Here is a 17,259-nt window from a genome sequence, read left to right on the forward strand (position 1 = left end):
CTAGAGTCCCCCCATGATCAGACCAGGGGTGGTGACCGGCATGGACATCCATGCAGGGGTCTATGGGCGTCAGTCCGTGGGGCGCGCCAACAAGTCCGAGGTCAGCACAGTCACGCAGCGCACGGCGGGTGTGGCCGAGGCCAAGCGTCGCGGGGCCGTCAGCATCACCGAGTACGAGGACCTTGGCATATCCGCGTTCACGGGCGACGGCCGCCCCGACTTCGACCGGCTGCTGAAAGACTGTCACGACGGCCGGATCAACCTGATCATCGTCTACTACATCAGCCGCCTGTCACGGATGGATCCACTGGACGCCATCCCCATCGTCACGGAGCTGCTCAACCTCGGCGTGACGATCGTCAGCCTCACCGAGGGTGAGTTCCGCAAGGGCAACCTGATGGACCTGATCCATCTGATCCTGCGGCTCGACGCGGCCCACAGCGAGAGCAAGAACAAGAGCGACGCGGTGCGGGGCGCGAAGAAGACGGCCCGTGAACTCGGCGGCTATGTGGGCGGCAAGCCGCCGTACGGCTTCCGCATGGTCCCCGCGACGCGAACGACGGCCGACGGCAGGCCCGTCGTGATCCACGTCCTGGAGCACGATCCCGACGAGGTGCCGGTGATCCGGGACATGTGGGCGCGGATCAAGGAGCACAAGGACATGCCGTACCGCCCCGGAGGGGGACGTCGGCATCCTGGCTCCCTCACGGGCATCTGCGCTCAGATGACCGCCGACGGCGTACCGACGAAGGGGCAGCGAGTCGGCAAGAAGACGAAGGACAGCATCTGGGACCCGAAGACGGCCATGCGCATCCTCCGCGACCCCCGCATCGGGGGCTACGCGGCGACCCCGGTCTACAAGCGCCGGGAGGACGGCAAGCTGACCAGCGCCATCGAGAGCTACCGCATCGAGCGCGACCCCGAGACCATGAAGCCGGTCCAGGCGTACCCACCGATCATCCCGCCGGACGACTGGCACGAACTGCAGAAGTGGCTCGACGGGCGGGGCCAAGGTAAGGGCCTGTCGCGCGGACACGCCGTCCTCTCCGCCATGGACGTCCTGTTCTGCGACTGCGGTGCGGTGATGACGTCGCACCGCGCCACCACTCCCCACAAGGCCGCGTACCGCTGTCGCCGTCGGAAAGCTCTGCCGGGCCAGCACGAGGGCGAGTGCACGATCAGCATGCAGACCCTGGACCTCTACGTGGCTCGGCGGATCTTCGCCCTCATCCAGACGGCCGAGGGCGACCCCGAGACGGCAGTCATCCTCGCCGAAGCTGCTCGACGGTACGCGGCCCAGACGGAACAGCCGGAGATCGTGGGTGAGCGCCGCAGTCTCGTCACCGAACGCGCCGATGCCAAGCACGCGCTGGAGGAGCTGTACGACAGGGAAGAGGCCGGCGACTACGACGACCCCGTCGGACGGCGCCGGTTCCGGGAGCGCAGGGAACGGCTCCTCGGCCGTATGGAGCGGGCGGAGGCCCGTCTCACCGAGTTGGAAGAGGCGGCGACGCCGACGCTCCCGATCCACCTGTGGCTGCCCCTGGGCGCGGGGGACGTCGATCCGGTAGGCGAGGGTTCGTGGTGGGAGGCCGCTACGACCCAGGAGCGCGGGGACTTCGTCAAGTTGTTCGTGCGCAGGGTCACAGTCACCAAGGCGACCGGCGCGGGAAGGTCGACGCCCGTCGAGAGGCGGGCGATGGTCGAGTTTGTGCGACCGGAGCAGGCCGAGAGCGATGGCGCAGAGGCCGACGAATCGCGGCAGAGGAAGGTGTTCTCAGAAGCGGTCTGACCTGCCGCTGACCCGAGACGAGCGAGGAGGAGTACACCCACATCGCCGGTTAGGGAAACCGGCGATTCTCCGGAGCATTGGCGGTGTCCTCGGGGGCGCCGGGCAGCCTCGTCGCTGCTCCGGCGCTCCTGCCCCCATCCATCAGGAGCCGTCTCTTGCACAACCCCTCGCCCAGCCTTTCCGCCACTTCGCCGACCGAAGGTGATTGTCCCGGTCAGGGCCGCCGGCATCGCAAAACCGCGACAAGTGAGTGCACCCGCCCGCGAACCGCTCGCCGCCAGCGACTCGGCACCCCTCGCACGTGCTCGCTGTCCAGGGCTTCCGAGCCCATCGTCGGCGACTGCGACTTCGGCCGCGTCGTCGACGGCAAGCTGCTTGCCCAGCCGGTCTGGCGCCTGCTCATGGTGTCGCCCCAGGCGGCGGAAAGCATCGCAAGCGTGCTCGGAGCCGAGCCGCAGCGGCGATTGGCCAACAGTTCCGAGCAGTTCGAAGTCATAGCCGAAAGGGCCAGTCTCCGAGTCGTCATCGAGAATCCAGACAGGCTGACTGCGCAGATGAAGCTGTGGGACTCCCGCGGCCTCGCGCACCACTGCGACGGGCGTGTGTTCCTGTCCCCGGAAGCTGATGCAGGTCACCCCTGCGGGTGCCCGCCCGACATGGCTGAGCGCAGGGCACGAGCCAGGCACGGCCAGGGGCCGCAGCCGGTCACGACTCTTCTGTTCCGCCGAACAGTCGAGTTCACCACCCAAAACGGCCGCCGCGTCTGCTACCACAAGCCCGTCGTGAAAGTGCTCGGCCCCTGGGCGTCCAGCACTGGGGTGGGCCTCGCCGCCTGAGTCGCGTATTCGGACGAATCCAACCTGCGTAGCGGGCCCCTGCCTGCGCGCGCCCCAGGAGCACCATGGAAGAGACCTTCCCCAACCCACAGAACACCACGAAGGCCACCTGGCCGCCGGTCGCTATTCCCGGCCAGACGATGCTGTCGCTCGGATCAAATCCAGACGGAGACCCCGCCGGTGCCCAGAGCGGGGACGGCGCTGCTGGACCTGCCGGTCCCCACGGCTCCGGTCCCGGGGACCGGGCCACCACGGTTGATCCGCTGCCTGGCTCAGCGAGCCATGGCCGTCCCCTATCCGGCCTGGGGACCGCGCGCGGCCCCGAACGCCCTCCGGCCCAGGCCACGGCGCCGGAACTCTCGGGCGACGAAGAACTGCCGCAGGTGGATACCCCCGTCCTCGTCCGGCCACCACAGGGCGTAGAGCGCCGGACTGAGGTCCACACTGCCGAGCGCGGCCTCGTACGGGCCGAGCAGCCAGCCCCTCATGCGGTCGGCCAGTTCCTCGCCCCGCATCGGGTTTTCGTGGTTCTGGTCGATGATGAGGTGCTCGTTCATACGGGCAAGCAGTGGCACGTCGTCGAGACCTGCCGGACCACGCGCAGCATGCCTTCCTCCCCGGTGGACAGCGCCGGGACGCCTCCTGTATCCGTTCCGGACGGCGTCCCGGCGCCCTCGGTTCTCAGTTGGCAACGCCCGTGGCGGCGGCGTAACGGGCGGCGACATCCTCCCAGTTGACGAGGTCCCACAGCTTGGTGACGTAGTCGGGGCGGACGTTCTTGTACTGCAGGTAGTAGGCGTGCTCCCAGGCGTCGAAGACCAGCAGCGGGGTGGAGCCCTGGCCGACGTTGCCGTGGTGGTCGTAGACCTGTTCCACGATCAGCCGCTTGCCCAGCGGTTCCCAGGCGAGCACGCCCCAGCCGGAGCCCTGGACGGACGCGGTCGAGACGGTGAGCTGCTTCTTGAACGCCTCGAAGCCGCCGAGGTGTTCCTCGATGGCGTCCGCGAGGGCACCGTCGGGGCGGTCCCCGCCGTCCGGGGAGAGGTTCTGCCAGAAGATCGAGTGCAGGACGTGGCCGGAGAGGTTGAAGGCGAAGGTTTTCTCCAGCCCGACCAGCCCCGTCGGGGTGATCTGGTCCTTGTCGCGGGCCTCGGCGAGCTGCTCCAGCGTGTCGTTGGCGCCCTTGACGTAGGCGGCGTGGTGCTTGGCGTGGTGCAGTTCCAGGATCTGGCCGGTGATGGCCGGCTCCAGTGCTGCGTAGTCGTAGGGCAGGTCCGGAAGCGCGTAGGTGCCCATCAGGCACGTCCCCTTTCGCGGTTCACACAGGTGATCGTCCGGGGGCAGCCTACGGCTTTATTGCACATAACTTGCAACAACTTCAGCTATGCATCAGCATGATGATAGGCGGGGTCGGCCCGTCAGCTTTCGTGCAGCACGGCACCCGACGCGGTGCGGTCCTTCCCGAGAGGTGATCGTCTTCTCACCCGGCGCCCGCCGGGCCCCGGCCGACCCCGCCCGCCGCGTCAGCCCTGACACCTCGGACACAGCCCGCTGAGCACCAGGCTCTCCGAGCGGTAGCCGATGGCGCACGCCGCGGCCCGCAACGCCTCAGCCGCCGCAGAGACCGGGATCTGGTCGACCGCTCCACAGCCGGTACACACCGCATGGTGATGCGGCTCCACCGCCAGCCCGCAGCTGACCTGCGTGGCCCCGGCCAGCTGGTGCACCAGGCCGAGCCCGACCAGCCGCTCCAGGGTCCGGTACACGGTCGACACCTCCAGACGCCCGACCGCCTCGCCGATCCGGCGGTGGATCCGAGCCGCCCCGAGGTGGCCGCCGTCCTGCTCCAGCACCTCAAGCACGTACAGGCGCGCGGCGGTGCACCGCGCGCCCCGCTCCCGCAACAGTTCACGGCAGCGCTCTCGCAGGTCATGGGTGCTGCGGGTCACGGAATGCGCCTCCTTGGCGTACGCGGCCCCACCCTTGGGCACTAATGCGACCGTATTGCAACAACCATGTTTGCGCGTCTAGGCTCCGCCTCGCCCTCGCAGAACAAAGGAAGACCCTCCATGGCCAGTCCGACCCGCTCCACCACGCCCCCCGACATCTCCGGATCCCGCTGGCAGGGGGTCTCCCGGTCGATGACCCGCGCCGAGTGGGGCCGCCTGGCGGGCATGGCCGCCCTCATCACCGCGCTGCACGTCATCGGCTGGTTCACCCTGGTGGTGATCGTCGCCCCGGAGCACTACAGCCTGGGCACCAAGACCTTGGGCACAGGCATCGGCATCACCGCCTACACCCTCGGCATGCGGCACGCCTTCGACGCAGACCACATCGCCGCCATCGACAACACCACCCGCAAGCTGATGAACGAGGGCCAGCGTCCGCTCTCGGTCGGCTTCTGGTTCTCCCTCGGCCACTCCAGCATCGTCTTCGCCCTCGCCTTCCTCCTCTCCCTGGGCGTGAAGGCACTGGCAGGCCCGGTCGAGAACGACAACTCCAAGCTGCACGACATCACCGGCTGGATCGGCACCACCGTCTCCGGGACCTTCCTCTACGTCATCGCCGCCATCAACCTCGTGATCATGGCCAAGTCCGCAGGACACCCGATCAGGACCGTCGCACCCCATCGCCACCAGTCACTAAAAGGCCGGGTCAGCGCCCCACAGGAAAGATCCCCGCAGGTCACCGACCTGCCCCGTTACTAGGAGACCAAGAAGGCGGCAGCAAGCGCGGAACGAGCCCTTCCCTGTCCAGGCTGGGCTCGTCCGCATGTAGCTTCAGCGAGCCCTACAGTCCGCCCTCAGACATCCCGTGCACAGCGGGGATCGTCCCCAGCCGACCCTTCTGGAAGTCCTCGAACGCCTGCTGAAGCTCTTCCCTGGTGTTCATCACGAACGGGCCGTAGTGAGCCATCGGCTCACGGATCGGCCGCCCGCCGAGGAGGACGACCTCCAGTTCCGGCGTATGGGAGTCCTGCTTCTCGTCCGCGCGGACGGTCAGCGAACCGCCGGCGCCGAAGACCGCAGTCTGGCCCAGGTGGATCGGACGGCGCTCGGCACCGACCGAGCCCTGGCCCGCCAGCACGTACGCCAGCCCGTTGAAGTCCTCACGCCACGGCAGCGTGACCTCCGCACCCGGCGCCACCGTCGCGTGGACCATCGTGATCGGCGTGTGCGTGATACCGGGACCGGCATGCCCGTCCAGCTCACCGGCGATCACGCGCAGCAGCGCGCCGCCGTCGGGCGTGGTCAACAGTTGGACGTTGCCGCCCCGGATGTCCTGGTACCGCGGGGCCATCATCTTGTCCTTGGCCGGTAGGTTCACCCACAGCTGGAGCCCGTGGAAGAGACCGCCGGACATGACCAGGTGCTCCGGCGGCGCCTCGATGTGCAGCAGGCCCGAGCCGGCCGTCATCCACTGGGTGTCGCCGTTGGTGATGGTGCCGCCACCGCCGTTGGAGTCCTGGTGGTCGAAGATGCCGTCGATGATGTAGGTGACGGTTTCGAAGCCGCGGTGCGGGTGCCACGGGGTCCCTTTCGGCTCCCCGGGCTGATACTCAACCTCACCCATCTGATCCATCATGATGAACGGATCCAGGTGGCGGTAGTTGATCCCCACGAACGCCCGACGGACGGGGAAGCCCTCACCTTCAAAGCCACTCGGCGCGGTCGTCACAGCCAGCACGGGGCGAGCCACGGCATCCGCCGACGCGGCCACGCGCGGCAGGGTCAGCGGGTTCTCGACGGTCACTGCAGGCATGTCGGTACCTCCTTGTGTTCCCACTTTAGTTGACGATTGAACTTTCTGCCACCTCGGAACACAGAAAGCCCGGAGGGCATTCCCTCCGGGCTCGGGATGCTCCCCCGCGGGGCGCGCAGGGGGCGTACAGGGGCATACAGGGACGTCTAGCCGTACATCCGCCGCATCGCGAACTCGACCATCTGCTCGACCGCCTTCGCGTCGAACACCATCCGGTGCTCGCCCTCCATGTCGAGGACGAACCCGTAGCCGGTCGGCAGCAGGTCGATCACCTCGGCCCCGGTGATCACGAAGTACTTGGACTCCTTGCCGGCGTACCGGCGCAGCTCCTTGAGCGTGGTGAACATCGGGATCACGGGCTGCTGGGTGTTGTGCAGCGCGAGGAAACCGGGGTTGTCCCCGCGCGGGCAGTACACCTTGGACGTGGCGAAGATCTGCTGGAAGTCCTCGGCCGACATCGAGCCCGTGGTGAAGGCGCGGACCGCGTCCGCGAGCGACGGCGGCGACGGCTCGGGGTAGAGCGGCGGCTGCTGGCCGTACCCGCCGGGCATCTGACCACCCGGCATCGCCCCGGGCATCTGCTGCTGCGGCGGGGCGTACTGCTGCGCTCCGGTGTTCTGGTAGCCGTACATGCCCCAAAGAGTAGTGGGCCACATATGGGCCATCAGGGGTTGATTCTTATTACCGACGGGTAGCATCATCGGAGCTACTTGTTGGTACGTGAACGATGCGAGGAGTCAGTGCCTCGCCGATCCCTCTACGGAGCCGTCGCCATGGGGCACTACAAGTCGAATCTCCGCGACATCGAGTTCAACCTCTTCGAGGTGCTCGGCCGCGACACGCTGTACGGCACCGGCCCGTTCGCGGAGATGGACACGGACACCGCCAAGAGCATCCTGGAGGAGCTCACCCGCCTCGCCGAGAACGAGCTGGCCGAGTCCTTCGCGGACGCCGACCGCAACCCGCCGGTCTTCGACCCCGAGACGAACACCGCCCCGGTCCCGGAGTCCTTCAAGAAGAGCTACAGGGCGTTCATGGACTCCGAGTACTGGCGCCTCGGCCTGCCCGAGGAGGTCGGCGGCACCACCGCGCCGCCGTCCCTGATCTGGGCCTACGCGGAGCTGATCCTCGGCGCGAACCCGGCGATCTGGATGTACTCCTCCGGCCCGGCGTTCGCCCGCATCCTCTTCGACGAGGGCAACGAGGTCCAGAAGAAGATCGCCGAGATAGCCGTCGAGAAGACCTGGGGCTCCACCATGGTGCTCACCGAGCCGGACGCCGGCTCGGACGTCGGCGCCGGGCGCACCAAGGCGATCCGGCAGGAGGACGGCTCCTGGCACATCGAGGGCGTGAAGCGCTTCATCACCTCCGGTGAGCACGACATGGAGGAGAACATCCTCCACTACGTGCTCGCGCGTCCCGAGGGCGCCGGCCCCGGCACCAAGGGCCTGTCCCTCTTCCTCGTCCCGAAGTACCTCTTCGACTTCGAGACCGGCGAGCTGGGCGAGCGCAACGGCGTGTACGCCACGAACGTCGAGCACAAGATGGGCCTGAAGGCGTCCAACACCTGCGAGATGACCTTCGGCGACCGCCACCCGGCCAAGGGCTGGCTGATCGGCGACAAGCACGACGGCATCCGCCAGATGTTCCGCATCATCGAGTTCGCCCGCATGATGGTCGGCACGAAGGCGATCTCCACGCTGTCCACCGGCTACCTGAACGCGCTGGAGTACGCCAAGGAGCGCGTCCAGGGTCCGGATCTGGCCAACTTCATGGACAAGACCGCGCCCAAGGTCACCATCACGCACCACCCCGACGTGCGCCGCTCCCTGATGACGCAGAAGGCGTACGCGGAGGGCATGCGCGCCCTCGTCCTCTACACCGCCTCCGTCCAGGACACCATTGCGGTCAAGGAGGCGACCGGCGAGGACGCCTCCGCCGAGCACGCCCTCAACGACCTGCTCCTGCCGATCGTCAAGGGCTACGGCTCCGAGAAGGGCTACGAGCAGCTCGCCCAGTCGCTGCAGACCTTCGGCGGCTCCGGCTTCCTGCAGGAGTACCCGATCGAGCAGTACATCCGCGACGCCAAGATCGACACCCTGTACGAGGGCACCACGGCGATCCAGGGCCAGGACTTCTTCTTCCGGAAGATCGTCCGCAACCAGGGCGCCGCGCTGAACTCGCTCGCCGAGGACATCAAGAAGTTCCTGGCGCTGGGCTCCGGCGGCGACGAGCTGGCCGCCGCCCGCGAGCACCTGGCCAAGGCGGCCGTGGAGCTGGAGGCCATCGTCGGCCTGATGCTGACCGACCTCGCGGCCACCGAGCAGGACGTCAAGAACATCTACAAGGTGGGCCTGAACACCACCCGCCTGCTGCTGGCCTCCGGTGACGTGGTCGTCGGCTACCTGCTGCTGAAGGGCGCCGCGGTCGCCGCCGAGAAGCTGGCGACGGCCTCCGCCAAGGCCGTGTCCTCCAAGGACCTGGCGTTCTACCAGGGCAAGATCGCGGCGGCGAAGTTCTTCGCGGCCAACGTCCTGCCGGGCGTGACCCTCGCCCGCAAGGTGTCCGAGGGCGTGGACCTGGACCTCATGGAGCTGGACGAGGCCGCCTTCTAGGCCCGCTCCGCCCGGTTGGCCCCGACCTCCACATCCCCCTTACGAGGGCCCGCTCCCCATCGCCGGGAGCGGGCCCTCGTCCGTCGTTAAGGTGAACCCATGAGCACAAGCGCCCGCCCGCCTCACGCCGCCGCGCCCCCCAGGAACGCTGCGCGCGCGCCTTACGCCTTCGACCGCGGCCACACCGACGACCTGCTGTCCTTCCTCGCGGCGACCCCCACGCCGTACCACGCGGTGGCGAACACCGCCGAGCGGCTGGAGAAGGCCGGCTTCCGGCAGGTCGCCGAGACGGACGCGTGGGACGGGACGAGCGGCGGCCGGTACGTGCAGCGCGGAGGCGCGATCATCGCCTGGTACGTCCCCGAGGGCGCCGACCCGCACACGCCCTTCCGGATCGTGGGCGCGCACACCGACTCCCCGAACCTGCGGGTCAAGCCACGCCCGGACAGCGGCGCGCACGGCTGGCGGCAGATCGCGGTGGAGATCTACGGCGGCCCGCTGCTCAACTCCTGGCTGGACCGCGACCTGGGCCTGGCCGGACGGCTCTCCCTGCGCGACGGCTCGACGCGCCTGGTGAACATCGACAGGCCGCTGCTGCGCGTGCCGCAGCTGGCCGTCCACCTCGACCGCTCTGTCTCGTCCGAGGGACTGAAGCTGGACCAGCAGCGCCATCTCCAGCCGGTGTGGGGACTCGGCGACGACGTACGGGACGGCGACCTGATCGCGTTCCTGGAGGAGGAGCTGGGCCTGGCCGCGGGCGAGGTGACGGGCTGGGACCTGATGACCCACTCCGTCGAGCCGCCGGCCTATCTGGGCCGGGACAAAGAGCTGGTCGCGGGCCCGCGCATGGACAACCTGCTGTCGGTGCACGCGGCCGTCGCGGCGCTGACGGCCGTGACCGCCTCCGACGCCTCCCTGTCGTACATTCCGGTCCTCGCCGCCTTCGACCACGAGGAGAACGGCTCCCAGTCGGACACCGGCGCCGACGGTCCGCTGCTGGGATCGGTGCTGGAGCGCTCGGTGTTCGCACGCGGCGGCTCCTACGAGGACCGGGCGAGGGCCTTCGCGGGCGCCGTCTGCCTGTCCTCCGACACCGGGCACGCCGTCCACCCCAACTACGCGGAGCGGCACGACCCGACGCACCACCCCCGGGCGGGCGGCGGTCCGATCCTCAAGGTCAACGTCAACAACCGCTACGCCACGGACGGTTCGGGCCGGGCGATCTTCGCGGCCGCCTGCGAGAAGGCGGACGTGCCGTTCCAGTCCTTCGTCTCCAACAACGCGATGCCCTGCGGCACGACCATCGGCCCCATCACCGCGGCCCGCCACGGCATCAAGACGGTCGACATCGGAGCGGCGATCCTGTCGATGCACAGCGCCCGCGAACTGTGCGGCGCCAAGGACCCCTACCTGCTGGCGAACGCGCTCACCGCGTTCCTCGCGGGCTGAGCCCCGGCGGCCCGGCCGCCGGCCGCCCCGCATGCCCTCCGCCGGCCCGGGTACCCGGGCCGGGGCCCGGAAGGACCGGACCCACAGGGAGGGCAGGACTCATGGGCCTGGGTGGATGCATCATCCTGATCGCCGTGGGAGCGATCCTCGCGTTCGCGACCGACTGGCACATGAACGGCGTCAACCTGCATCTGGTCGGCGTCATCTTCATGGTCGTCGGGCTGATCGGGGTCGCGACCTTCAGCAGCATCTACCGCCGGAGGCGGGTCGTGGTGCCGCCCACCCCGGTGATCGACGAGGAGCGCCACCACCACCGGGACGGGTACGGCGACGGGTACGGGATCTGACCCCGTCCCGGCGCCGCCCCGGTGGCCCTACTGCGTGTCCATGCCCGCCAGCACCAGCGGAAGCCGCGACGTGCCCCCTTCCGTGATCCGGACCGGGACGCCCCAGTCCTGCTGGTGGACGTGGCACGCCGGGTACTCGTTCGTCCCCGCGGCGGAGCCGCCGTCGGACGCTGTGTCGTCGCAGGACGCCGCCATCGCCGAGACGTGCAGGACGCCCTCCGGTATGGACGGGTCCAGCTCCAGTTCGCGTGTCAGGTCGGTGCCCGCGCCCTCGCCCCGCAGCAGCAGCCCGGGCGGGGTCGAGGAGACCAGCAGACGGGTCGACGGGCCGTAGCGCGTGTCCAGCTTCTGGCCGGCCGGCGCCTGGAAGACCACGTCCAACCGCAGCGTGCCGGGCGCCACTTCGGTGGCGGCGCGCTGGGTGCGGTGGGCGACCGAGGCGACCCGCACCGCCTCCTGCGGCAGCCGCAGCCGGGTCAGCCGGTGCCGGGCCGACTCCACGACCACGATGTCCTCGCCGTCCAGCACGGCGTCCGACGGCTCCCGCAGGTCCGTCGCCAGGGTGGTCAGCTCGTCCGTCGCCGGGTCGTAGCGCCGCAGCGCGTGGTTGTAGGTGTCGCTGACCGCCACCGAGCCGTCCGGCAGCGCGGTCACGCCCAGCGGGTGCTGGAGCAGGGCCTGTCCGGCCGCGCCGTCGCGGTGACCGAAGTCGAACAGCCCCGTGCCGACCGCCGTGTGGACCGCGCCGTCCCGGTCCACCCAGCGCAGGGCGCTCGTCTCGGAGTCCGCCAGCCACAGGCGCTCCCCGTCGGCCGACACCGCGAGTCCCGACGGCTGCGCGAACCACGCCCCGTCGCCCGGGCCGTCCACCAGTCCCTCGTTCGTGGTGCCCGCCGCGACCGCGACCGTGGCCGCCCGCGGGTCGTACGTCCACAGCTGGTGCACACCCGCCATCGCGATCCACACCCGGCCGCCGAAGACCGCCACGTCCCACGGCGAGGAGAGGTCCACCTCCCGGGCGGCACCGGACGTGGGCGAGCCCTGCCACCACTGCCTGCCGGTGCCCGCGAGCGTGGTGACCTCGCCGGTCGCCAGGTCCAGCCGGCGCAGCGCGTGGTTCACCGTGTCCGCGACGACCACCGCGCCCTCCTCCAGCAGCGCCAGGCCCTGCGGCTCGCTGAAGCCCGCCGCCTGCGCCGGGCCGTCCACGAGGCCCCGTACGCCCGAACCGATGCGCCGCACGACCGTCTCGCCGTCCGCCTCCAGCTCCACCAGCTGGTGCCGGGTGGTGTCGCTGACCAGGAAGGTCCCGGACGGAAGCAGCAGCGCCTTGCCGGGGAAGCGCAGCGTCGTGGGCTCGGGCTCCGGCGCCACGTACGGACCGTCGCCGCGGCGCAGCGTGCCCTTCGCCGCGTGCTCCTCCTCCAGCTCCTCGACGAGCCGCGCTATCGCATGGGCGTGGCCCTCGCCGGCGTGCTGGGCGACCACGTACCCCTCGGGGTCGATGACGACGAGTGTCGGCCAGGCCCGGACGGCGTACTGCTTCCAGGTGGCGAGCTCCGGGTCGTCGAGCACCGGGTGCTCCACGCCGTACCGCTCCACGGCGTCCACCACCGCCCGGTGGTCCGCCTCGTGGACGAACTTCGGAGAGTGCACACCGACGATCACCAGGGTGTCGCGGTGCTTCTCCTCCAGCTCGCGCAACTCGTCCAGGACGTGCAGGCAGTTGACGCAGCAGAAGGTCCAGAAGTCCAAGATCAGTATGCGGCCTCGGAAGTCGGCCAGCTTCAGATCCTTCCCGCCGGCGTTGATCCATCCGCCCTTGCCGATCAGCTCGGGGGCACGGACACGGACGCGACGCGATGGGGAGTCGTTCATGGCTCAAGGGTGCCATCCGGGGCCGGGTGCCCGGGAAGCCTGTGGACAACCGCGGTGACGCTGCGTGTGCGGACCCGTACCGGATGCGTACGGGCCCGCGCGGAGAGATGCTCGACGCACAAAGGGGGGCCACCGCAAGGGAGCAGTTTCCATGCCACGAGACATCGACGACCAGCCGCGCCGCCAGGACCGTGCTCGCGAGCACGGTGAGATCACCGGCGAGGAGAGGCGCGACCGGAACGGGCGGGACCCCGCCGCGAGCGGCTCCGGCCCGTCGGACGGCACGCGGAGGCCGGGCACGCACCGTGAGCGCGAGGACCGGCGCTCGACGTGGGACCGCGACGAGGACGTGCAGGAGGGCTACCGGTAGCCCTCACGCCGCCGTTCGCGGTCCTGTACGGGTCCCCCGCGGCGTGCGGGGGACCCGTCGGCGTCCCCGGGCGCCGGGGTGCTCAGGAGAGCGCGTGCCCCGTCGTGGCGTCCACGTGGGCGGGGACCTCCTCGTGGCGGTCGCCGACCGTCATGGTGCCGGTGGGCTCGAACACCAGGATCGACGCCCCGTCCGGCGCGGACGGCTTGTGCTCCGTGCCGCGCGGCACGGTGAACACCGAGCCCTTGGGCAGCGTGACGGTGCGCTCGCCGGGCTCCTCGCGCAGCGCGAGGCGCAGTTCGCCGTCGAGGACGAGGAAGAACTCGTCGGTGTGGTCGTGGGTGTGCCACAGGTGCTCGCCCTCGACCTTGGCGACGCGCACGTCGTAGTCGTTGACGGCCGCGACGATGCGCGGGCTCCACAGGTCGGTGAAGGAGGCGAGGGCAGCGTCGAGGGAGACGGGCTCCATCGGGCCTTCGGGGGCCGTGGTCGGGGTGGGTTCCGCGGGTTCATGGCGTTCCATGCAGGCATCGTGCGGGGTGCCCGCACCCCGGGACGAGTGCTAGAAATCGCATATGCCGCAAGGATCCTCTCAGACGCGGTCCGCGCACCGCGTGGTCCTCGTCGTCGACGAGAACTCGAACCCCTTCGAGATGAGCTGTGCCATCGAGGTCTTCGGGCTGAGACGGCCCGAACTCGGCCACGAGCTGTACGACTTCCGGCTGTGTGCGGCCGCTCCCAGGACCCGGATGCGGGACGGCTTCTTCACGCTCACCGATGTGGCGGGGCTCGACGCGGTCGACGACGCGGACACGCTGATCGTGCCGAACCGGCCCGACACCGACAGCCCCCGCTCCCCGGAGGTCCTGGACGCCGTACGCCGGGCGTACGCGCGTGGCACACGGCTGATCGGTTTCTGCTCCGGCGCGTTCACCATCGCGGAGGCCGGTCTGCTCGACGGGCGGCGGGCGGCCTGCCACTGGATGTGGGCCGAGTCGTTCCGGGCGCGGTTCCCCCGGGTCCGGCTGGAACCCGACGTGCTGTTCGTGGACGACGGCGACATCCTCACCGCCTCCGGCAGTGCCTCGGCGCTCGACCTCGGACTGCACGTCGTACGCCGCGACCACGGCGCCGAGATCGCCAACGCCGTCTCCCGGCGGCTGGTCTTCGCCGCGCACCGCGACGGCGGGCAGCGGCAGTTCGTGGAGCGGCCCGTGCCCGATGTGCCGGACGAGTCGCTCGCCCCGCTGCTGGCCTGGGCCCAGGAACGCCTGGGGGAGCCCCTCACCGTCGGCGACCTCGCGGCGCGCGCCGCGGTGAGCCCCGCCACGCTGCACCGCCGCTTCCGTGCCCAGCTCGGCACGACCCCGCTGGCCTGGCTGACCGGTGAGCGGGTCGCCCTCGCCTGCCGGCTGATCGAACGCGGGGAGGAGCGGCTCGATGTGGTCGCCGCGCGCAGCGGCCTCGGTACGGCCGCGAATCTGCGGGCGCGGCTGCGGCGCGAGACGGGACTCAGCCCGTCGGCCTACCGGCGGCGTTTCGGACCGGCCACCGGGGAAGTCCTGGTCGTATGAGATTCCTCGTACGCGACCGGCTCCTCGGCTTCGGTGACGACTACTGGATCGAGGACCAGCACGGCAACAAGGTCTTCCTGGTCGACGGCAAGGCCATGCGGCTGCGGGACACGTTCGAACTGAAGGACACGCAGGGGCGCGTCCTGGTCGACATCCACCGGAAGATGTTCGCCCTGCGCGACACGATGGTCATCGAGCGCGCCGGCGACACGCTGGCCACGATCAGGCGCAAACGCCTGTCCCTGCTGCGCAACCACTACCGGGTCTCGCTGGTGGACGGCACGGAACTCGACGTCAGCGGCAAGATCCTGGATCGCGAGTTCGCCGTCGAGTACGACGGGGAACTGCTCGCGCAGATCTCCCGGCGCTGGCTGCACGTCCGCGAGACCTACGGGGTCGACATCGTGCGTGACGACGCGGACCCGGCGCTGCTGATCGCGGTGGCGGTGTGCGTGATCCACCTGGCGGAGAAGGAGCACGAGGAGGACTGAGCACCGTGGTGCGGGACGCCCGACCCGAGGCGGGCGCCGGCACCCGGGGCATGCGACGGTGCTCCCCGTCCGGCGTCCCGCGGGGCGCTTGCCGGACGTGCCGTCCGGCTCCGGTGCGTCCCCGCGGCCGTCCGCTGGTCCGGGCACCGGCCGGGCGCGGACGGCTGCCGGCCGCCGTCCGCTACGGCGTGACCGCGAACGACCCCAGGATCGCCGCCGTCAGCTCAGGGTCCCCCTCCACCTTGATGCGGTCCGCCACGGCGTCCGCGGTGACCCGGCCGCAGGCGAGGCGGACGTACGTCTCCCAGTCGAGCGTCAGCGACACCGTCGGGCCCAGTGAGGGCGTGCCGTCGATGGAACCGCGGCCCTCCGCGTTGACCCGGACGGTGCGCAGGAAGTCGATCGGGCCGTGGACGTCGAAGACGATCGCCGCGCCGGGGGGCGCGCCCGCGTCCTTGGCGACGACCTTCGGCAGCGCGGCCAGCAGATGGTCCCGGGCGATGTGCGCGCCCGGCGAGTCCAGGTTGCCCGGCCGGCCCAGCGCCGTGCGCAGGTCCTGCTCGTGCACCCACACGTCGAAGGCGCGGATCCGCATGGCCTCTTCGAGGGTCTGCTCGGTGCCGAGCGGTCCGCGCACCTTGGTGCCCGGGTCCCGCGACTCGTTCCGCAGCTGGCGGTTGCGGCGGATGATCGTGTACTCCAGTTCGGCCGTCATCTCCGGCGCGGTGTGGTGACGGCGGACGTCGACCTGCATCTCCATGTAGCGCTGGTGTTCGTTGGTGACGTGGAACAGGTCGCGCGGGAGGGTGTGGATCGGGCGCGGGTCGCCGAGCATCTCGCAGTCCAGGCCGATGACGTGGGAGACCACGTCGCGTACGGACCAGCCGGGGCAGGGCGTGCGCCGGTTCCACTCGCCTTCCACGAGCGGCTGCACCAGCTCGGATATCGCTTCGATCGAGTGGGTCCAGGCGTCGGCGTAGGGCTGGAGGGTGGGATGCAGACTCACGGAACGGGACCCCTCGGCGGTCGGTGCACGGGCGGTTGTGACGGCGGTAGTGGCGGGAGGCGGCTGTCGGCGGGTGTCTTGGGAGGTTAAGTTACGCTGCTACGAGGCACCCCGGCAGTGCTTTCGTGTGACGATCGTAGGCCCGTGGACAACGGCTCGAATGCCAGGACGGTGGTAGTGTGCGCGCCTCCCTGATCCAGATGCGGGTGGACCCGGACGAATCGGTCGATTTCCGCAGGCGGCGGGTGGTCTCGCTGGTGAAGGATCAGGCCGGAGTCGATCTGGTGGTGCTGCCCGAGCTGTGGACGACCGGCGCGTTCGCCTACGAGGACTTCGGGACCGAGGCCGAGCCGCTCGAGGGGCCGACGTACGAGGCGATGGCGGAGGCCGCGAGCGACGCGGGCGTGTGGCTGCACGCCGGATCGATCCCGGAACGTGACCCTGACGGTCCCCTCTACAACACGTCTCTCGTCTTCTCCCCCTCCGGTGAACTGGCCGCCGCCTACCGCAAGATCCACCGCTTCGGCTTCGACAAGGGCGAGGCCGTCCTGATGGGTGCGGGCACCGTGCCGGTGACGGTGCGCCTGCCGGAGACGACCGTCGGCGTGGCCACCTGCTACGACCTCCGCTTTCCCGAGCTCTTCCGCTCGCTCGTGGCCGCGGGGGCCGAGACGCTCGTGATCCCGGCGGGCTGGCCGGAGCGCCGCCGGTCCCACTGGACGCTGCTGGCCCGGGCGCGGGCGGTCGAGAACCAGGCGTACGTCCTCGCCTGTGGAACGGCCGGCACACACGCGGGGGTTCCGCAAGCGGGTCACTCGATCGTGGTGGATCCGTGGGGCGAGGTCCTCGCGGAGGCGGGTGCCGACGAGGAGACCCTCACGGTGGAGTTCGACCCGGCGAAGGTCGCCGCCACACGGGAGCAGTTCCCGGCGCTGAAGGACCGGGTGCTGGGGCTGGAGCCCCCACGGCGCTGAAGCAGCCGGGTGCCGGAGCAATAGCCCCACAGCGCTGAAGGACCGGAGACGGGGCCGGAGTGCCCGCCGCGCTGACGGGCTCCCCGCGCGGGCCCGCGCACCGGGCTCCGTCCGGCCCTCCCCGGTCCCCCGTTCCGGCTCTACGGCGCCGTTCCGGCTCTACGG

17 protein-coding genes and 1 pseudogene are annotated in these 17,259 nt (G+C 70.2%); 10 read left to right on the plus strand and 8 right to left on the minus strand.

Features of this window, described 5'->3' with window-relative positions:
- The first annotated feature begins 13 nt into the window (after window positions 1-13).
- Window positions 14-1,792 carry a recombinase family protein gene (locus ACZ79I_RS19510; protein ID WP_471498790.1) on the plus strand — a complete coding sequence of 593 codons (1,779 nt, stop codon included), beginning with the start codon at window positions 14-16 and terminating at the stop codon, window positions 1,790-1,792.
- Between the two features lie 155 nt (window positions 1,793-1,947).
- Window positions 1,948-2,628, plus strand: a complete 681-nt coding sequence (locus ACZ79I_RS19515) for a hypothetical protein (protein WP_471498791.1) — start codon at window positions 1,948-1,950, stop codon at window positions 2,626-2,628.
- A gap of 293 nt (window positions 2,629-2,921) precedes the next feature.
- Here the strand turns inward: ACZ79I_RS19515 and ACZ79I_RS19520 are convergent, their stop codons facing one another.
- The 3 genes from ACZ79I_RS19520 to ACZ79I_RS19530 all read right to left on the minus strand — a co-directional run bounded on the left by ACZ79I_RS19520 (window position 2,922) and on the right by ACZ79I_RS19530 (window position 4,577).
- Complete coding sequence (locus ACZ79I_RS19520) at window positions 2,922-3,185, minus strand: hypothetical protein (RefSeq protein ID WP_471498792.1); 264 nt, start codon at window positions 3,183-3,185, stop codon at window positions 2,922-2,924.
- Between the two features lie 124 nt (window positions 3,186-3,309).
- On the minus strand, window positions 3,310-3,924 hold the full coding sequence (locus tag ACZ79I_RS19525; protein ID WP_471498793.1) for a superoxide dismutase: 615 nt from the start codon (window positions 3,922-3,924) through the stop codon (window positions 3,310-3,312).
- A 227-nt stretch (window positions 3,925-4,151) separates the two neighbouring features.
- Window positions 4,152-4,577, minus strand: coding sequence for a Fur family transcriptional regulator (locus ACZ79I_RS19530; RefSeq protein WP_471498794.1), 426 nt, complete (start codon window positions 4,575-4,577; stop codon window positions 4,152-4,154).
- A gap of 120 nt (window positions 4,578-4,697) precedes the next feature.
- On the opposite strand from ACZ79I_RS19530, the pseudogene ACZ79I_RS19535 reads away from it, so the two are divergent.
- Window positions 4,698-5,219, plus strand: a pseudogene (locus ACZ79I_RS19535) (HoxN/HupN/NixA family nickel/cobalt transporter); the annotation flags it as partial.
- A gap of 199 nt (window positions 5,220-5,418) precedes the next feature.
- On the opposite strand, the gene ACZ79I_RS19540 reads toward ACZ79I_RS19535, so the two are convergent.
- Both ACZ79I_RS19540 and ACZ79I_RS19545 read right to left on the minus strand, forming a co-directional pair.
- Entirely contained in the window at window positions 5,419-6,390 is a 972-nt protein-coding gene (locus tag ACZ79I_RS19540; protein ID WP_471498795.1) for a pirin family protein, read from the minus strand.
- Between the two features lie 146 nt (window positions 6,391-6,536).
- Window positions 6,537-7,022: an SseB family protein gene (locus ACZ79I_RS19545; RefSeq protein WP_381091046.1), complete on the minus strand. Its 486-nt coding sequence runs from the start codon at window positions 7,020-7,022 to the stop codon at window positions 6,537-6,539.
- A gap of 141 nt (window positions 7,023-7,163) precedes the next feature.
- Between ACZ79I_RS19545 and ACZ79I_RS19550 the strand changes: the two genes are divergently transcribed.
- The 3 genes from ACZ79I_RS19550 to ACZ79I_RS19560 all read left to right on the plus strand — a co-directional run bounded on the left by ACZ79I_RS19550 (window position 7,164) and on the right by ACZ79I_RS19560 (window position 10,801).
- Complete coding sequence (locus ACZ79I_RS19550) at window positions 7,164-9,005, plus strand: acyl-CoA dehydrogenase (RefSeq protein WP_471505082.1); 1,842 nt, start codon at window positions 7,164-7,166, stop codon at window positions 9,003-9,005.
- Window positions 9,006-9,104: 99 nt separating this feature from the next.
- The gene (locus ACZ79I_RS19555) at window positions 9,105-10,454 is read left to right on the plus strand and encodes a M18 family aminopeptidase (RefSeq protein WP_471498796.1); all 1,350 of its coding nucleotides are present in this window, start codon (window positions 9,105-9,107) and stop codon (window positions 10,452-10,454) included.
- 101 nt (window positions 10,455-10,555) lie between these two features.
- Window positions 10,556-10,801, plus strand: coding sequence for a DUF6458 family protein (locus ACZ79I_RS19560; RefSeq protein ID WP_471498797.1), 246 nt, complete (start codon window positions 10,556-10,558; stop codon window positions 10,799-10,801).
- A 27-nt stretch (window positions 10,802-10,828) separates the two neighbouring features.
- Here ACZ79I_RS19560 and ACZ79I_RS19565 read toward each other — a convergent pair whose 3' ends face one another.
- Entirely contained in the window at window positions 10,829-12,679 is a 1,851-nt protein-coding gene (locus tag ACZ79I_RS19565; RefSeq protein ID WP_471498798.1) for an NHL domain-containing thioredoxin family protein, read from the minus strand.
- Window positions 12,680-12,830: 151 nt separating this feature from the next.
- Between ACZ79I_RS19565 and ACZ79I_RS19570 the strand changes: the two genes are divergently transcribed.
- Window positions 12,831-13,049, plus strand: a complete 219-nt coding sequence (locus tag ACZ79I_RS19570; RefSeq protein ID WP_471498799.1) for a hypothetical protein — start codon at window positions 12,831-12,833, stop codon at window positions 13,047-13,049.
- Between the two features lie 82 nt (window positions 13,050-13,131).
- Here the strand turns inward: ACZ79I_RS19570 and ACZ79I_RS19575 are convergent, their stop codons facing one another.
- Window positions 13,132-13,572, minus strand: a complete 441-nt coding sequence (locus ACZ79I_RS19575; protein ID WP_471498800.1) for a cupin domain-containing protein — start codon at window positions 13,570-13,572, stop codon at window positions 13,132-13,134.
- Window positions 13,573-13,624: 52 nt separating this feature from the next.
- Between ACZ79I_RS19575 and ACZ79I_RS19580 the strand changes: the two genes are divergently transcribed.
- Both ACZ79I_RS19580 and ACZ79I_RS19585 read left to right on the plus strand, forming a co-directional pair.
- Window positions 13,625-14,623: a GlxA family transcriptional regulator gene (locus ACZ79I_RS19580; RefSeq protein WP_471498801.1), complete on the plus strand. Its 999-nt coding sequence runs from the start codon at window positions 13,625-13,627 to the stop codon at window positions 14,621-14,623.
- Window positions 14,620-15,114 carry an LURP-one-related/scramblase family protein gene (locus ACZ79I_RS19585; protein WP_471498802.1) on the plus strand — a complete coding sequence of 165 codons (495 nt, stop codon included), beginning with the start codon at window positions 14,620-14,622 and terminating at the stop codon, window positions 15,112-15,114. Before ACZ79I_RS19580 ends, ACZ79I_RS19585 begins: the two co-directional genes overlap by 4 nt.
- A gap of 181 nt (window positions 15,115-15,295) precedes the next feature.
- Here ACZ79I_RS19585 and ACZ79I_RS19590 read toward each other — a convergent pair whose 3' ends face one another.
- A complete protein-coding gene (locus tag ACZ79I_RS19590; protein ID WP_471498803.1) occupies window positions 15,296-16,120 on the minus strand; it encodes a maleylpyruvate isomerase family mycothiol-dependent enzyme in 825 nt (274 codons plus the stop codon).
- A gap of 179 nt (window positions 16,121-16,299) precedes the next feature.
- Between ACZ79I_RS19590 and ACZ79I_RS19595 the strand changes: the two genes are divergently transcribed.
- The gene (locus ACZ79I_RS19595; protein WP_471498804.1) at window positions 16,300-17,094 is read left to right on the plus strand and encodes a carbon-nitrogen family hydrolase; all 795 of its coding nucleotides are present in this window, start codon (window positions 16,300-16,302) and stop codon (window positions 17,092-17,094) included.
- Window positions 17,095-17,259: the final 165 nt, after the last annotated feature.

It is taken from the genome of Streptomyces sp. PSU-S4-23, from assembly GCF_055632315.1.

Bases quoted from the DNA above. Each gene is read 5' to 3' on its own strand.
- ACZ79I_RS19510 (WP_471498790.1), top strand. From the start codon at position 14: ATGATCAGACCAGGGGTGGTGACCGGCATGGACATCCATGCAGGGGTC.
- ACZ79I_RS19520 (WP_471498792.1), bottom strand. From the start codon at position 3,185: ATGAACGAGCACCTCATCATCGACCAGAACCACGAAAACCCGATGCGG.
- ACZ79I_RS19525 (WP_471498793.1), bottom strand. From the start codon at position 3,924: ATGGGCACCTACGCGCTTCCGGACCTGCCCTACGACTACGCAGCACTG.
- ACZ79I_RS19540 (WP_471498795.1), bottom strand. From the start codon at position 6,390: ATGCCTGCAGTGACCGTCGAGAACCCGCTGACCCTGCCGCGCGTGGCC.
- ACZ79I_RS19545 (WP_381091046.1), bottom strand. From the start codon at position 7,022: ATGTACGGCTACCAGAACACCGGAGCGCAGCAGTACGCCCCGCCGCAG.
- ACZ79I_RS19550 (WP_471505082.1), top strand. From the start codon at position 7,164: ATGGGGCACTACAAGTCGAATCTCCGCGACATCGAGTTCAACCTCTTC.
- ACZ79I_RS19555 (WP_471498796.1), top strand. From the start codon at position 9,105: ATGAGCACAAGCGCCCGCCCGCCTCACGCCGCCGCGCCCCCCAGGAAC.
- ACZ79I_RS19560 (WP_471498797.1), top strand. From the start codon at position 10,556: ATGGGCCTGGGTGGATGCATCATCCTGATCGCCGTGGGAGCGATCCTC.
- ACZ79I_RS19565 (WP_471498798.1), bottom strand. From the start codon at position 12,679: ATGAACGACTCCCCATCGCGTCGCGTCCGTGTCCGTGCCCCCGAGCTG.
- ACZ79I_RS19570 (WP_471498799.1), top strand. From the start codon at position 12,831: ATGCCACGAGACATCGACGACCAGCCGCGCCGCCAGGACCGTGCTCGC.
- ACZ79I_RS19575 (WP_471498800.1), bottom strand. From the start codon at position 13,572: ATGGAACGCCATGAACCCGCGGAACCCACCCCGACCACGGCCCCCGAA.
- ACZ79I_RS19580 (WP_471498801.1), top strand. From the start codon at position 13,625: ATGCCGCAAGGATCCTCTCAGACGCGGTCCGCGCACCGCGTGGTCCTC.
- ACZ79I_RS19585 (WP_471498802.1), top strand. From the start codon at position 14,620: ATGAGATTCCTCGTACGCGACCGGCTCCTCGGCTTCGGTGACGACTAC.